Annotated in this window: 12 protein-coding genes; 4 read left to right on the top strand and 8 right to left on the bottom strand. The window is 56.3% G+C overall.

The features are described from left to right. Window positions 1–72: 72 nt before the first annotated feature. The 7 genes from PG892_RS06675 to PG892_RS06645 all read right to left on the bottom strand — a co-directional run bounded on the left by PG892_RS06675 (window position 73) and on the right by PG892_RS06645 (window position 10,542). Complete coding sequence (locus PG892_RS06675) at window positions 73–1,662, bottom strand: Tn7-like element transposition protein TnsE (RefSeq protein WP_270825253.1); 1,590 nt, start codon at window positions 1,660–1,662, stop codon at window positions 73–75. Beyond that, window positions 1,662–3,167 carry a TnsD family Tn7-like transposition protein gene (locus PG892_RS06670; protein ID WP_158656236.1) on the bottom strand — a complete coding sequence of 502 codons (1,506 nt, stop codon included), beginning with the start codon at window positions 3,165–3,167 and terminating at the stop codon, window positions 1,662–1,664. The genes PG892_RS06675 and PG892_RS06670 overlap by 1 nt, the downstream gene beginning before the upstream one ends. Before the next feature lie 2 nt (window positions 3,168–3,169). After that, entirely contained in the window at window positions 3,170–4,840 is a 1,671-nt protein-coding gene (locus PG892_RS06665; protein WP_104452069.1) for an AAA family ATPase, read from the bottom strand. After that, on the bottom strand, window positions 4,841–6,925 hold the full coding sequence (locus PG892_RS06660; RefSeq protein ID WP_104452068.1) for a DDE-type integrase/transposase/recombinase: 2,085 nt from the start codon (window positions 6,923–6,925) through the stop codon (window positions 4,841–4,843). Further along, entirely contained in the window at window positions 6,909–7,736 is an 828-nt protein-coding gene (locus PG892_RS06655; protein ID WP_162847502.1) for a TnsA endonuclease C-terminal domain-containing protein, read from the bottom strand. The genes PG892_RS06660 and PG892_RS06655 overlap by 17 nt, the downstream gene beginning before the upstream one ends. Before the next feature lie 144 nt (window positions 7,737–7,880). Then, window positions 7,881–9,713, bottom strand: coding sequence for a glutamine--fructose-6-phosphate transaminase (isomerizing) (gene glmS / locus PG892_RS06650; protein ID WP_216991362.1), 1,833 nt, complete (start codon window positions 9,711–9,713; stop codon window positions 7,881–7,883). 55 nt (window positions 9,714–9,768) lie between these two features. After that, the gene (locus tag PG892_RS06645; RefSeq protein ID WP_216991363.1) at window positions 9,769–10,542 is read right to left on the bottom strand and encodes a DeoR/GlpR family DNA-binding transcription regulator; all 774 of its coding nucleotides are present in this window, start codon (window positions 10,540–10,542) and stop codon (window positions 9,769–9,771) included. 123 nt (window positions 10,543–10,665) lie between these two features. Here PG892_RS06645 and blrA point away from each other — a divergent pair, with 123 nt between their 5' ends. The 4 genes from blrA to creD all read left to right on the top strand — a co-directional run bounded on the left by blrA (window position 10,666) and on the right by creD (window position 15,134). Next, window positions 10,666–11,340 carry a beta-lactam response regulator transcription factor BlrA gene (gene blrA / locus PG892_RS06640; protein WP_216991364.1) on the top strand — a complete coding sequence of 225 codons (675 nt, stop codon included), beginning with the start codon at window positions 10,666–10,668 and terminating at the stop codon, window positions 11,338–11,340. Window positions 11,341–11,374: 34 nt separating this feature from the next. Continuing rightward, window positions 11,375–12,796, top strand: a complete 1,422-nt coding sequence (blrB, locus tag PG892_RS06635) for a beta-lactam sensor histidine kinase BlrB (RefSeq protein WP_270825252.1) — start codon at window positions 11,375–11,377, stop codon at window positions 12,794–12,796. Window positions 12,797–12,895: 99 nt separating this feature from the next. Further along, entirely contained in the window at window positions 12,896–13,690 is a 795-nt protein-coding gene (blaOXA, locus tag PG892_RS06630) for a class D beta-lactamase (protein ID WP_216991366.1), read from the top strand. Between the two features lie 121 nt (window positions 13,691–13,811). Beyond that, window positions 13,812–15,134 (top strand): cell envelope integrity protein CreD, encoded by a 1,323-nt coding sequence (creD, locus tag PG892_RS06625; protein ID WP_264787079.1) that lies wholly within the window; start codon window positions 13,812–13,814, stop codon window positions 15,132–15,134. Window positions 15,135–15,184: 50 nt separating this feature from the next. Here the strand turns inward: creD and glmU are convergent, their stop codons facing one another. Further along, a complete protein-coding gene (glmU, locus tag PG892_RS06620) occupies window positions 15,185–16,546 on the bottom strand; it encodes a bifunctional UDP-N-acetylglucosamine diphosphorylase/glucosamine-1-phosphate N-acetyltransferase GlmU (RefSeq protein WP_257711901.1) in 1,362 nt (453 codons plus the stop codon).

Genomic DNA, 16,546 nt, shown 5'->3' with positions numbered 1-16,546 from the left:
GGCCATGATCTCGCACCTCAGTAACTGTACGTAAGATCAGTATAGCTCGTGGTGACTGCTAATCATGGGTAATCAGGTCCAACTATGAAACCTTGTCGCCCAGTGCTCTATCGACTTCTCAGGCAGCTTGCCCTTATCCACAGATTTGGTCTGTGGATGAGGGATGCCGGAATAACCATCCTTGCCACAAAGCGCTTTCAGCCGCTTACTTGGCCAATGCAATGATTTCTGGGTTAACTCTTCTTCCAATAACTTAAGCTGCTCCTGCCACCCCTGCTGCGACGTCAGCCTTAATAGCAGGGTTGAGAGGGAGCAAATCCCATCGGAGGTATCGACTTCGAGGATATGAAAGATGCGATTGTGCGACTCAACCTCAACGACGGCCAAGCATCTGGGATTGCCATCCAGAAGCAGGTGGCGATTACAACGGTAGAGCTTAGGTAGCTTGCGCAGTTGCTTGGATCTAATCACGCAACCATGGGCCGCCACCAACTCATCCAGCATCGATTGAAAGCAATCAAACTTATTGGCGTAGAGATGCAGATCATCGGTTTCGTCCGATTCAGCTGTCCACTCTGCGCTGGGCAGAATCCCTCCTGCAACTGACTCTTCAGTGCTGACATCCTCTGATGCTTGGGAGCCCACCTCATCATCGGCCTTGCCATTGGCACCTTCTTGCTTCTTCTCGGCTACCTTACGCGTATTGAATGCCTTAGAAAACTCAAACACGACAGATGGAGCCCGCAATAAAACAGGCGTGGTATCCGCATTGGCATCCGCCCCATCATGCACCGAGTGAATTGGTGGGCGTTCAGCGACCAAGCGTACTGCACCGTCCCCTTCACCTCGCACATACTCCCGCAACTTGGGATGGAAAAATTCCACTTCACTTGGGATATCTGCCTGTATATTTCGCAGACTGGCCACCTCGTAAACCAGCATGCTTTTGGCTTCTTTATCGAATCGCCCTCGGATTTCAAAAGAGACCGATGGTAAAGGTGGAGGAGTAAACTCAAACTCCCATTGCCGATATCCTCCCTTCTCATAGCCATTCAGCTTTTGACTGCGGCCTATGCTTTCGTAAGAAGCACGGGCATCAGGATCGATCAAAATCCAGCTCAACAAACGTCGCGACTCGAAGTCATCTAGAGACTTGAGCGGGTAGCTGGAGGAAGGCAATACATTCACCCGGACAACCTCGGCGCTGACGTGTTCAATCGAAAACTCACTTTTCAGATAATCAGGCTCAAGTGCTGAGCGAGATAGATAACCGTCGTGCAAGAAAAGTACACGAGCGAGCTCCAACTGGGGAAGATATATCTGTATGTCATTTGCAAGAAAACAAAAGCAGTGTTGGCGTTTGTCCATTGCGCGAATGGCAGAGGAAACCGGGTAATCTCCCAACCTCTTTCTTTGCCAAGTCTCAGTGCTGTCGATAGTTAAAGAGAGACGAAAACCAGCAGGCCTGTGCTCTTGGGTCGGATTCAACACACGTTTGCGAGCCAAGACGGGGATATTTGACACCCGTAGTGACCCAGCTTCCGCTTTGGGCACCAGATCAAGATTGACGCCCCACTGGGAATTATCAATCCGCCTGAACAGCGAGCCGATTGCCAAGATTGTTGTATCATCAGACACCTTGTCAAAGCGGATATCCTGCATTAGTCCTCCAAAACATCACTTAACAGCCGTTCTGACATCGAGGTTAACCGCTCATCGCTTAAGCCGGCTACACGCAAAAGTCGCCATCGTCGCAAGGTGCCTTCTTTTTGTACTAACAATCCAGAGGCAAAAGCCAAGCGACGCACTTGGTAGTCCGTAATATCTTCACAATATCGTTTAAAAAACAAGCGCGTAAGCGGCATTTTGCTCAATTTTTTCTCCACCATGGCGCCGGTAGGCAACCTCGACAGATACCAGCGCATCGATAGCCGAGGGGAGTCAAGACGCCACGTCTGTTCACTCAGGATCTTGAGTAACTGACGGCAAGTCACACGATCCCTCTTTGGCCAATCGACCCGGTGATTTTCTCTGGCACGACTTTGATAGTGTTGCCGGTTAAACTCCAGAAGCCAGCGTCGATCATGCCGATACAACCAGGCATATAACGCCTGATGAGAGAGGCGGGCCAGCTTAACACCATGACATTCCAGCAACTGCTGCCAGCTAGCTCGATATTCTACCAACTGGTCGCTCTTTTCCTCCTGAGGAACAGGATGGAGACCGTAAATTCCTGTTGGAATACTCTGCACTTCGTCCAGCACCGTCGCTATGTTCCAAGACTCAGGCAACAGGCTATCCAGGGCAACGATATGTTCCAGATAGCTGAAGGATTTTCGGTGCTTACGGAAGATAGCCTGCAGCCAACAACCTGATTCGTTATGAATAGCCAATCCTTGTTGCACTAACCAATCAGCCGGCCAACGGGATAATACACGCTCATGAATATCGCCCTGTTTTACCTGCTTCACCTTGGCACACCCGGACATGCTCGCTAGCTGGTTGTAAAATGAACTCCACTGGGAAAAGGACGGTGATGTTTTAGCCTGACGTTGCAACAGTGCATTTACTTGACGAGTAACCCGGATGACGTGATCGCGTCCGGCAGACTGGGGCACAGGTGGGCACAACAAGGGATTGGGAGCAATAAACTCATGGCGATGATAAGCATGCCGCTCAAGATTAGCCTCGGCTAGGGTGCCATGAAACAAGCAACAATCAGCCCCTATCACTTGCCATGAGCGCAGCCAGTAGTATTCACCTTGATGAAAACGCTGATTTTGCAGGCATTGCGGGCAATAGCGTAATGAAAGCGACTGTTTAACTCTGGATGCCACTATCCCGAGGATAAGGTGAATTGCTCCTTGAGATTCTCCTGCCATCTTCTCAAGGCAGAACTTCCGGCGATCCTCTGGTGTAAAAGGGGCATAGACAGGAAATAGCGTATGCATATAGGCAAGTCGTTCAACATCAAGGCCCATACTATCCGGCAATAACCGAGCCAAAGGTGCCAGATGATTAGGGAGATCAACCGTTGCAATGACATGCCGGTTGGCAAAAACCTCATCCAACAACTGCTTTGGGCTGGTTAGTCCCAAATGTATTCCGGCTCTGGCCACCAAGCTGTAAATCAGCTCATCTGGATAAGGAACCGGAAAGTTCAACATGGCTAGCCCATCCTTCTCAGCCAGGTATCCACATCGAAGGTGACCCCGGCTTTCTTGAATGCAGGATAGTGAGGGTTGTCCTTGCCACATTGGGAAAACTGGAAACGCAGATCGTCGGTGTGCAGCGTGTGCCACTCTTTTGGCTTGAGACGAGCGGGCCTGGGTTTTGCGTTATCTTGTGGCTTTGAGTCCGAGTTGTACCAATCAAGAACGATAGGCATCAGCTCTCTGACGGACAGATCCGGATATGTACTGAAGGCGCGATCAATTAACGGCACAATCAGCTCAGAATGGCAATCCATGCCAACGAGCAGGTTATGCAAGCGGATGGCCTGCTCATTGCCACCATATCGGTTATGATGAGAATCCAGAGCAACTCTGGCTTCATCAATCTTGGTGCTGAGAACTAGGATCTTTTTGTCTATATCCGGGATGCTCAGATCCGAATATCTGGCGATTAACTCAGGATCTTTGGAGCGTAACGCGGCCAACATGGCGTGTACCGGTTTGAGTTCATCCTCATAAACCTGCCGCAACAGCTGTGGAGTGATCCGTTCGATGCGGGTGGCAATAGCTCTCAACTGGGCCAGAACAAAGAGTTTTACCACTATGTCCAGCACCCCTTGGGACAGCTCGAACCAGCAATCCCGAACCTCATCGGACAAATTTTCATCCCGTTGTTGTAGCCACTGGTATTGCCACAGCTTATCGGTGAAGGCCATCCACTCTGTAGGCCTGGGCTGGTTGGTGGCAGGATCCACGCTAGGCTTGGTAGCCTGCATAGGCTCCCAAAGCAATGCGCCAAAACCGGCTCCACGCCTTGCCGATCTCAAGTCCATCTCAAAGATGGGTCTGGCCTTGGGGGTCCCCACCATGACAACAGGCAAGCCGATCACATTTACCAATGTCACGAAGAAATTTAGCATCTTCTCCACGCCACCGGAACGGCTCATACTCAGGTGCTGAATCTCATCAATGACCAGCACGCCAATCGCGTGGACATTAGCGATTTGGCTCATCAATGCCATCAGGGTCTCAACACTGTGGCGTTTAAGCGCATATTTGCGTTCATAGTCCGTATGCAGTACGGCATCAATAGCCCTGAAAAAGTGATGACACAGGCTTTTTAATGAGCCGTCATGAGGGCAATCCAGCTTCAAGTAGACAATCTGGGTAAAATTGTATTGCTCGTGGTAGAGCACTTGAGGATAAGTTGCCAAGATCCGGTTGATGGTGCTACTTTTTCCTGACCCAGAGCACCCAATCAACGACAGGCTACGGGCTGTCGATTTAACCTGCTCGAACCGAAAAACATCCAACTCACCAGACATAACCCGCTCATAACCATTTTGCAGTTGCACATTCAAAGATCCATCGCTCAGGTTGCGTCCAACATACCCCTGCCGGATCATGATGGATAACTTTGATTCCAGTTGTAAATGACGGCTTATCGGCTGAAAAAAGTCATCCAGCAACTGGGATATCACATGAACACGCCAAGGGCCATCGACATAGATATCCTTGGGATCAAACTTGATGGCGCCGCTCAACCCCTGTTTTATCTGCTGAGTAGTCATGATAGGTGGCAATGCCTCGATCAAGGGGTTGCCACGATACTGTTCAATGCCAGGGTCGTTGTAGACGGCCTTGGCCATGTTAGCTGGTAATACCATCTAGTCGTCCTTGAAGAGTTCGTCGATATAATCCGGATACTTATAGTCATCCGCACCTTTAGATAACGGTACCACAGTTGCTGGCTCACTTGATGGCTCAGATGTCGCAACAGATTTGGCGCGTTTTCTCTCTTTGTCCTTCTCCTTGGCTCGATTACCCCTGATGCCTGCAATGCGTTGGCGATCTGACACTACTGGGGCATCTTCGGCTTGAACTTGGGCTTCCGCTTGCCGTATTTTTGAGTTAATCAACTCATCGACTCTTCGCTTCTCACGATCAGCAACTAGCTTGCTCTCTGCCACAACAACCTTTTGCTGTCTCGTAATCAACCAGACATCCCAGAAAGAACAGCCACGGAACTCTCGAGAGCGCTCGGTCAATCCACAGGTCCAATATTCCGCACTGTTTTGCTGTGGCAGCAGATAGATAACATCTGCAACAGCTGGGTCATAGGCAACCTCTAATGATTCAGGCCTGGAAACATTCTTGCCCCTGTGCAACCACCCCATTTGTAGTATTTCTTGGCAAGTGTAATACACGCCAAATACGCAGAGCCCCAGAGGGGAGAGGGTAGCCTTCGTTCGAGGTAGCAAACTAACCTGCAGGGCATTTTCAGGAACCGTCCGTAACCGCCCTGACCTATTCTGCAATCCCCAATTCCATAACGATAATGGCGTTATAGGCAAATCGGCAGGCATATCGATGTCGCGATCATAGGTTTCCAACACATGATATCGATTGTGAAATAAGATGGCCGACAGAATGATCGATGTAAATTCGTGTATATTGAGCATCGCATCCAATCGGTAATCACTTCCTCCCCGTTTTTTTACCGTATTATCAGATACAACACCTGGAGCAAATGGTTTGAAAACCGCCTGTATGGTTCTGAAAAAACGCTCAACTATCCCTTTACAATCACCACGAAAAGGTGGTGCATTTTCTATCCGAACAGAAAAACTCTGCTCTAACGATTCGATCTGACACCCCAGCAATTCACCACGGTCAGCCAATATAGCATCTGGGATGCCCATGACAGGCCAATCAGACTCGTCAATATCAATATCGAGTTGCTGACATAATTTCACCTTGTCGGTCATGGCAATCGCTAAGGCTTGCATAGCTGCCACATAGGAAGGATTCTCAAAGCCTATATAAAAGCCAGCGACCATTCGACTAAACACATCAATGACCATATAAACTATTGGCCGGCCAACTATATTTTTACGATCACTATCTGAAACCAAGTAGATATCAGCGATAGTCGCATCAATCTCAAACCGGGAGCCTGGACCGAGAACATGCGTGTTCGCTGTTGCCTGCAACGGCCTGACATCCTTATTGTAATTAATCTTGCTGACCCTTTGTTTTAGTTTTTCAACTTGAGAGTAATCGCGTTTGAAGAAGTGCTTCATCTGCCAAATAGATGGGATCTCCGACTCTGCAACGTCAGGATAATAGTTATGATACATCCCTTTGAAACGGTTATGAGTCTCAATAAATGATTTACCATTTTTTATAAGATAGTGCTTTTCAATTGCTCTACGAAAGAGTCTCTCTATCTGTTCATCAATAACAGCGCCGACTCCTGAGCCAGTCTGTCTGGGGCGACCAAGCTTTCCGCCCTTTGACAATCTCTTTTTTCCCTTAGCACCGGAGTTCTCATAGTCAGGAAGAAGAGCATTGGGAGTTTGCCCACGTTGCCAATAACGGCGGATAAGCCGATAAAGTGTCTGTTTGGTTGATCCATGTGTTGCAATGATATGATTTACAGCCCTATTTCTTGCGCGGGGGAACATACATTCTGGGTTGGATATCAGTGGTTGAATAAGCTGATAATTTTTATCCCGTAATTCCCTAGCCTTAGTTCCATCATCCGGTTTGGCGTAATAAAGCCTGGCATAGGGATCTTCGATCCGTTGTAACACTTCGTTATCGATGGCATCCAACAATTCCTGACGAGAAACCACCGAAGGGAAAGCAGACTCATTGTCCAAGGCTATCAAGATAATTTCATCCGGCAACTCAGCCAAGATCCGGTAGGCAACACCATCAACGCTGATAACCTCATTGATTTGAAACATGTAACGCCTCCGAAATAGCCTCAATGTTCTCCAGTTGCAGATCACCGGCTTTTAACTTGGTTATTGGCGTCAATATGTCGAACAGAAAACAGCGTTGAGCCAGTAGCTGCCTAATCTCCAGCAGGGATTGCCCCATCGGCTGATGATAAGCAGTATCCAGCTGTTTAGCTACATCAATCACGCTTCTCTCCGGCGCACTCTGAAAGTGGTACTGATAAAACCCTGCGCGCTCTATCAGCACATCAACCGCTATCTCGTCCCGTTGTGCCGGATAAAGCCAACTGATGTTTTTTGTAACCACATTCGGAATGTCCTTCTCTGTGATCAACCACCAAGGCACTCCTTTTTGTAACCAATAGCGGCGTTCCAGCTCCAATTTCTCAATGGTTCTCGCATTACTCAGTGTCTCTGCGTACTTGGCTTGCAGTGCAAATTTTGGCCGGTTAGCGTTAGAGGTGTTGACGAGAAAGTCTGAGCTCATAACCTGCAGAACACCGCGAACGGCAGGGTGATCGATCTCGGACTCCAGCGCAAGAGCCTTGGTATCCTCCAAACGAAGAGGGAATTGCTCGCGAATATCTACAGTCGAAATATTCCATTCCAATAACAGGAATACAGCCAGTTCCAAATCCGACAGTAAGTGGTGGGTGCGTTGAGAATTATGACCAAAAACGCGGTGCGAGCGACCTTCAGATGGTAAATCCCTGACGGTTAACCATGGCTTGTAGTCGGAACCATGACCACCTCCTCGGCCCTCACGCAGCCACTTCTGACTCTGTAACTCCGTGTTAACGTTTTTTCTTCCCACCATAACAAAGCCGCCCCGCTATTGCTCATAGATTGAGCTTAGCTAGGGCGGCTAAGGTATGCAACTTTATTACTTGATATGATACTTTATTACTTGGTATGAATCTTTATTGCTCTCATACAACTCTTCTTCATTTCTGGCGAGGGCTTATTCCACGGTCACGGATTTTGCCAGGTTGCGCGGCTGATCCACGTCGGTGCCCTTGATGAGGGCGACATGGTAGGAAAGCAGCTGCAACGGCACGGTGTAGACGATGGGCGCGATCACCTCTTCCACGTGGTTCAGGCTCATCACCCGCATGGTCTCGTCGCTCTTGAAGCCGGCGTCGGCATCGGCGAAGACGTAGAGGATACCGCCACGGGCGCGCACCTCTTCCACGTTGGACTTGAGCTTCTCCAGCAGGTCGTTGTTCGGCGCCACCACTATGATGGGCATCTCGGCATCGATCAGCGCCAGCGGGCCGTGCTTGAGCTCACCGGCAGCATAGGCCTCGGCGTGGATATAGGAGATCTCTTTCAGCTTGAGCGCCCCCTCCATGGCGATGGGGTACTGGCTGCCGCGACCGAGGAACAGGCTGTGGTGCTTGTCGGCAAACTCTTCGGCCAGGGTCTCGATCTGCTTGGCCAGCGCCAGGCCTTCCTTGATGCGCAGCGGCAGGGCCTGCAACGCCTTGACCAGCTCGGCTTCGGCGGCGGCACTCAGGTTGCCACGGCAGTGACCGACCGAGGCTACCAGCATCAACAGACCGGCCAGTTGGGTGGTGAACGCCTTGGTGGAGGCGACGCCTATCTCGGCACCGGCCCGGGTCATGAAGGCCAGGTCGGATTCACGCACCAGGGAGGAGCCCGGCACGTTGCAGATGGCCAGCGAGCTCATGTAGCCGGACTCCTTGGCCAGGCGCAGAGCGGCCAGGGTGTCGGCAGTCTCGCCGCTCTGGGAGAGGGTCACCAGCAGGCTGTTGGGGCGCACCACTGACTTGCGATAGCGGAACTCGGAGGCGATCTCCACGTCGCAGGAGACGCCGGCGATCTCCTCGAACCAGTAGCGGGCCACCATGCCGGAGTTGTAGGAGGTGCCGCAGGCCACGATCTGCACGTGTTCGACCTTGTCGAAGATGGCGCGGGCGCCGTTGCCGAAGGACTCGACCACCACGTGATCGCTGCCCAGACGGCCTTCCAGGGTGTTGGTGATGGCCTTGGGCTGCTCGTAGATCTCTTTCAGCATATAGTGGCGGTATTCGCCCTTGTCACCGGCATCGTGGGAGAGCTCGGACTCCAGCTCCTCACGTACCACGGCCTCGCCGTGGGTATCGAAGACATGCACGTCGCGACGGGTCACCTCGGCCACGTCCCCCTCTTCCAGGAAGATGAAGCGACGGGTCACCGGCAGCAACGCCATCTGGTCGGAGGCGATGAAGTTCTCACCGATGCCGCGGCCGATCACCAGGGGGGAGCCGGAGCGGGCCACCACCAGGCGGCTGTCGTCGCGGCTGTCCATCACGACGGTGCCGTAGGCGCCGCGCAGCTGCTTCACCGCAATCTGCATGGCGGCCAGCAGGCTAGGGGCGCTCTTCAGCTCGTGATGCACCAGATGGGCAATCACCTCGGTGTCGGTGTCGGAGCTGAACACATAGCCCAGCGCCTTCAACTCTTCCCGCAGCTCTTCGTGGTTCTCGATGATGCCGTTGTGTACCACCACGATATGCTCGGAGACGTGGGGGTGGGCGTTGCGCTCGGACGGCTCGCCGTGGGTCGCCCAGCGAGTGTGGGCGATGCCGGTGCCGCCGTGCACGGACTGCTCTTCGAGCGCCTTGGCCAGCTCGGCCACCTTGCCCAGACGGCGAACCCGCTGCAGTGGTCGATCGGCGCTGAACACGGCCACCCCGGCGGAGTCATAACCACGGTATTCCAGACGGCGCAGGCCCTCTACCAGGATTTCAGCCACATCACGTTGGGCGACGGCCCCGACGATGCCACACATAGACTTCTCCTTGAGACGTAAGACGTTAATTCGGTTGGATAATGGATTGTTTTGGTCACAGGGCCACGGGGGCGCAAATCAGCAGGATCCCCCTGGCCTGGATCTGTTCTCTGGCCTCGCTGGCCAACCCCTCGTCGGTCACCAGGGTATGGATGCCGGACCAGGGCAGTTCGAGATTGGGGATCTTGCGGCCTATCTTCTCCGACTCCACCATGACGATGACCTCCCGCGACACCTCGGCCATGACCCGGGAGAGACCCACCAGCTCGTTGAAGGTGGTGGTGCCTCGCTCAGGGTCTATGCCGTCGGCGCCGATGAACAACTGGTCGAAGTCATAGGAGCGCAGCACCTGCTCCGCCACCTGACCCTGGAAGGATTCGGAGTGGGGATCCCAGGTGCCGCCTGTCATCAGCAGGGTGGGTTCGTTCTCCAGCTCGCGCAGGGCGCCGGCCACGTTGAGGGAGTTGGTCATGACGATGAGGCCGCGCTTGCTACCCAGCATGGGGATCATGGCGCTGGTGGTGCTACCGCTGTCGATGATGATGCGGTTGTGATCGCGGATCCGCTCGGCGGCGGCGCGGGCAATGGCCAGCTTTCGTTTCGAAACCTGATCAGGGTTGCTGTCCACCACCATCTCGCTGGGCAGGGGTACGGCACCGCCGTAGCGACGCAGCAACAGGCCACCGGTCTCCAGCACCGCCAGATCCTTGCGTATGGTCACTTCCGAGGTGGAGAAGTGTTTGGCCAGGGCGTCGACACTGACTTCACCCTGTTCCTGTACCAGGCTCACTATGGTGTGGCGACGCTGTTGAGTGTTGCGTTTGGTCATCGTTAAATTTCGATTCGAAAGAATGGCGAAATATTAATGCCTTTTCGGGAAAAATCAAACGGCAAATAGGATCCGATTTGCTTCGATGCCAGAATGGGCAAGCCGATTTGCGACGAGGACGCCATGCAAAAACGACTCATCTGGCTGGTGGAAGACGAGACCAGCATTGCCGACACCCTGATCTACGCCCTGCAGACCGACGGTTTCGAGGTGGAGTGGTTCCCCCTCGGACAGCCGTTGCTGGCGCGACTGGAACAGACGCGACCGGATTTTTTGATCTTGGATGTGGGACTGCCGGACATCAGCGGTTTCGAGCTGTGCAAGCAGGTGCGGACCCTGACCGATATTCCCCTGATGTTTCTCACCGCCCGCAGCGAGGAGATAGACAGGCTGATCGGGCTGGAGATAGGGGCTGACGACTACGTGGCCAAGCCCTTCTCGCCCCGGGAGGTGTGCGCCAGGGTGCGGGTCATCCTGCGCCGCAGCCAGCCGGCCACGCCCCCACCGAGCCAGCTGCTGACTCTGGACGAGGAGCGGGCCCGCATCTGCCTCCACGGCCAGCCGCTGGCGCTCACCCGCTACGAATACCTGCTGCTCAAGACCCTGATGCTGGCGCCGGGCCGGGTCTATTCCCGCCAGCAGCTGATGGACCTGGTATGGAGCGGGGCGGAGGAGAGCATGGATCGCACCGTGGACACCCATATCAAGACCCTGCGCGCCAAGCTGCGGGAGCGGGACCCTGACGCCAACCTGATCCTGACCCACCGCGGGCTGGGCTACAGCCTGGAGCTGGCATGAACTCAGGGTTGCCGGGCACCGGCAGGGGGATGAGATGAGAATCGGATTTCAACTGCTGTGCGGGCTGGTGCTGATCTTCGCCCTGGCCGCCTGGTTCGTGCTGGAGATCTTCGTCGAGGAGATAAAACCCGGGGTGCGCAGCGCCACCGAAGATACCCTGGTCGACATGGCCCAGATGCTAGCGCCGCTGGCCCTGGACGACATGCAGGAGGGCAGGATGGCGAATGGCCGGCTCGCCAGCGCCTTCGCCCGCCTCAACCAGAGCCCCATCAACGCCCTGATCGATGGTCACCTCAAGCAGCAGGCGGAGTACCGCATCTATGTGGTCGACCGCTGGGGCAAGGTAGTCTACGACTCGGACGGGGTGGATCTCGGCAAGGACTACTCGCGCTGGAACGATGTCTATCTGACCCTGCGGGGCGAATATGGCGCCCGCAGCACCCGCAGCGATCCGGACGATCCCGCAAGCTCGGTGATGCACGTGGCCGCCCCGCTGCGAGAAGGGGACGACATCCTGGGCTCCCTCACGGTCGCCAAACCCAACCGCACCCTGCTGCCCATGATAGAGCGCAGCGAACACCAGCTGCTACAGGGGGCGGCCCTGCTGCTGTTCATCTCGCTGCTCATCGGCGCCCTGCTGGTGTGGTGGCTCAACCGCGCCATCGGCAAGCTTGTGCACTACGCCGATGCGGTCAGCCAGGGGCAGCCTGCCAGCCTGCCGCGTCTCTACAGCCCGGAGCTGGATCGACTCGGCCGATCCCTGGAAACCATGCGCCGCCAGCTGGACGGCAAGGCCTACATCGAAGCCTATGTCCACAGCCTGACCCACGAGCTCAAGAGCCCGCTGGCGGCCATTCGCGGGGCAGGGGAGATCCTGGCCGAGGCACCGCCGGCCGAAATAGCGACGCACTTTATCGGCAACATCAATCTGGAGACGGCCCGCATGCAGCAGCTGATCGAGCGCATGTTGCAACTGGCCAGACTGGAATCTGGGCAGGGGCTGGACAGACAATCAGTCGAGCCGGCCCGGCTGGGCAGACGGGCGCTCGACGCCCGCCAGATAGTCGCAGCCCGTCGCCATGTGGCCCTGACGGCAGAGCTCGCCGACGCCCCCAGGCAGAAGTGGGATCCCCTGCTGGTGGAGCAGGCCCTCGGCAACCTGCTGGACAACGCCCTCGACTTCTCACCCGCCGGGGGGCATATCCGGCTGAGTGGCGCCATGGAGCAGGGGGGTTACTGCTTCCGGGTGCGGGATCAGGGACCAGGTATTCCCGACTTTGCGCTGCCCAGGATTTTCGAGCGCTTCTATTCGCTGCCCAGACCCGACAAGGGCAAGAGCAGCGGCCTCGGGCTCAGCTTCGCCACTGAGGTGGCGCGCCAGCACGGCGGCCGGCTGACCCTTGCCAACCAGCCGGACGGCGGCGTGCTGGCAGAGCTCTGGCTGCCCGGCAACTGAGGGCACTTCACACTGAGCACACAGAGCCGGGCTAAGCTGCGCCTCCTCGATGACGACCTTCCCCGTCGATGCGCATTCCCATGAATCAAGGAGAGAGTGATGCCCCGTATGCTGTTGTCCGGCCTGCTTGCCGCCGGCCTCTTCTGTGCCCTGCCCGCCAGCGCCGCCTCTGGTTGCATGCTGTTTGCCGATGCCACCGGCAAACCCCTCAGCACCCAGGGGGAGTGTGCCGCCCAGTTGACCCCGGCCTCCACCTTCAAGATCCCGCTGGCCCTGATGGGCTATGACAGCGGCTTCCTGGTGGATGAACAGCTGCCCGCCCTGCCGTTCAAACCCGGTGACCCTGACTTCCTGCCGGTGTGGAAGCAGACCACCACCCCAAGCCGCTGGATGCAATTCTCGGTCATCTGGTACTCACAGCGCCTCACCGAGTGGCTGGGAGAGGCGCGCTTCCAGCACTATGTCGACCGCTTCGACTACGGCAACCGGGATCTCTCGGGCAACCCGGGCAAGCACGACGGTCTGACCCAGGCCTGGCTCAGCTCCAGCCTCGCCATCAGCCCCCAGGAGCAGGCCCGCTTCCTCGGCAAGATGGTGAGCGGCAAGCTGCCGGTCTCCGCCCAGACCCTGCGCCATACCGCCAACCTGATGCGTCAACCCGGCATCGACGGTTGGCAGATCCACGGCAAGACCGGCATGGGTTACCCCAAGCTGCTGGATGGCAGTCTGGACAGGGAGCAGCAGATCGGCTGGTTCGTCGGCTGGGCCAGCAAGCAGGACAAGAAGCTCATCTTCGTCCACACCGTCATCCAGAAGCCGGGTAAACAGTTTGCCTCCCTGAAGGCCAGGGACGAGGTATTTGCCGCCCTGCCGGTCGAGCTGAAGAAGTTGTAATGCCAACAAGAACCGGCGCCTGGCGCCGGTTTTTTTACCCCCTTCACCACCCCTTCACACAGCCCCACCTTCCCTTCACCCGACCCCGGCACACTCCCTTTCAACCACAAGGAGATGAGTCATGGTCAAACAGATTTTCAACCACAAGATCTTTCTGCTGCTGTTGCTCAGCCTGCTGCTGATGGTGCCGGTGCAATCCATCATGGAGCTGAACCGGGAGCGCCAGGCTTATCGCTCAGAAGCCATCCAGCAAATCATGGCCAGCACCAGCGGGCCGCAACGGCTGCTGGGGCCGATCGTGGTACAGCCGTACACAAGCGAGAACATCCTGATCGATGGTGAGGAATCCCGGCGAGAAGTGGAAACCCTCTATCGCTACCTCCTACCGGAACAGCTGGATGCTACTGTCGACATGGAAGTTACTCCGCGCAAACTGGGGATTTACCAAGCCCAACCATATCAGGCCAACGTCACTCTGACCGGTCAATTACCTTCGCTCCCTGATTGGCAACCTCCGCGCAACAGCCTACCCGGCCAGCCCTATCTCAGCCTGGTCGTCTCCGATGCCCGCGGCATCACCCAGATCCCGGCCATCACCCTCGCCAACGAACCACTGGCCGTCATCCCAGGAGCCCGTCTTGGCACCTTGTCCGGCGTGCATGTCCCGCTGACGACCAAACAACAGCAAGGAGGGCGTTTCGAGGTAAGGTTTTCCCTGCAGGGCATGGAGAAATTCTCCCTGATCCCGATAGGCCGTGACAGCAAGCTGACCCTCTCTGGTAACTGGCCTCATCCCAATTTTCTCGGTGACTTCCTGCCGACCAGCCGCAAGGTACAAGAGAAAGGATTCAACGCTCACTGGCAGACCAGCTGGTTTGCCACTGATATGGAAAATCAGTTCCACGACTCAATCTTCGGGCCCTCAGAAAAGCTGCCTAGTTTCAGCGTCAGCCTGGTGCAACCGGTGGATCACTATCAGCTTAACGAGCGGGCCGCCAAGTATGCCCTGCTGTTCATCGGCCTCACCTTCCTCAGCTTCTTCATGTTCGAGCTGCTCAGGGGGCTGCGGGTGCACCCGTTCCAGTACGCCCTGGTGGGCATGGGGCTGGCCATCTTCTATCTGGTGCTGCTGGCGCTGACCGAGCATCTGGGCTTTGCCTGGGCCTATCTGATTGCCGCCCTGGCCAGCGTGGCCCTCAACGGCTTCTACCTGAGTCATGTGCTGGGCGGCCCGAAACAGGGTATGGGATTCTCAGCCCTGCTCGGGCTGGTCTACGCCATCCTGTTCTGCTTGCTGCAGGCCGAGGAGACAGCCCTGCTGCTCGGCGCCCTGCTGCTGTTCGCCATACTGACGCTTGTCATGGTGCTGACCCGCAAGCTGGACTGGTACCGGGTGATGAGCCGCCCGGACGACCAAATCCCCGCAGCTGAACAGGCAGACTGAAAACAAAACCGGCGCCATCAGGCGCCGGTTTGCATTTCATTGATCGGGCATCACTTCTTCTTGACCGGGCGGGCCCAGTTCTGGATGTGACGCTGGGGCACCCGGGTGATCACCAGCTCGTTCTCCGCCACGTCCTTGGTGATGGTCGAACCCGCCCCCAGGGTCGCCCCCTTGCCGATGCGCACCGGCGCCACTAGCTGGGTATCGGAGCCGACAAAGACGTCGTCCTCGATGATGGTCTGGAACTTGTTCACCCCGTCGTAGTTGCAGGTGATGGTGCCGGCACCGATATTCACCTTGGCACCGATCTCCGCATCCCCCAGATAGGTGAGGTGACCGCACTTGGAGCCCACCCCGAGGCGCGCCTTCTTCATCTCGACGAAGTTGCCGACGTGGGCATCCTGCTCCAGCACGGCGCCGGGGCGCAGACGGGTGAAGGGACCGACCGAGCACTGATCCGCGATCTGTGCCCCTTCGATGACGGAGTAGGGTTTCACCTCGGTGTGGTCGCCAATCACGCAATCCTTCAGCACGCTGCCGGCCCCGATGTGGACATGGTTGCCGAGCACCACCTTGCCTTCGATGATGACGTTGACATCGATCACCACCTCTTCCCCGATCTCCAGGGTGCCCCGCAGATCGAAACGGGCGGGGTCGATCAGGGTGGCGCCGGCGATCATCAGCTTCTCGGCCTGCATCTGCTGGTAGCTGCGTTCGAGCTGGGCCAGCTGCACCCTGTTGTTGGCCCCTTCCACTTCCATGGCGTCTTCCGGGTGGACGGCGGCGATGGGGCAGTTGTCGGCATGGGCCATGGCAATCACGTCAGTCAGATAGAACTCGCCCTGGGCATTCTTGTTGTCCAGACGCGACAGCCAGCTGCGCAGCTGGCCGCCGTTCGCCACCAGCACGCCGGTGTTCACCTCGCGGATGGCGAGCTGCTCGGCGTTGGCATCCTTCTGCTCGACGATGCCGACCACCTGACCGTTGCTGCGCACGATGCGGCCATAGCCGGTCGGGTTGTCCAGCACCACGGTCAGCAGGGCCATTCCACCTGCCGCCTTGGCGGCCAGCAGCCGTTGCAGGGTCTCGGGCTGGATCAGCGGGGTATCGCCATAGAGCACCAGCACATCGTCTTCGTCGTTCCAGAAGGGGATGGCCTGAGCCACCGCGTGGCCGGTTCCCAGCTGCTGGGCCTGCAGTACCCAGTTCACATCTTCCGCGACGATCCGCTCCTTCAGCAGCTCGGCACCGTGGCCATAGACCAGATGCAGCTGTTCGGCACCGATCTGGCGAGCGGTATCGATCACATGGGAGACCATGGGCTTGTTGGCCACGGGGTGCAGCACCTTGGGGAGAACAGAACGCATACGAGTACCTTTACCCGCAGCCAGGATCACGACATTGAGAGACAT

Origin of the sequence: Aeromonas sp. QDB68 (assembly GCF_027707405.1) — a bacterium.
In the GTDB taxonomy this organism is placed as follows: Bacteria; Pseudomonadota; Gammaproteobacteria; order Enterobacterales; family Aeromonadaceae; genus Aeromonas; species Aeromonas caviae.
The sequence above is the reverse complement of the archived record's forward strand: the minus strand, read 5'-3'. Positions and strand labels throughout refer to the sequence as shown.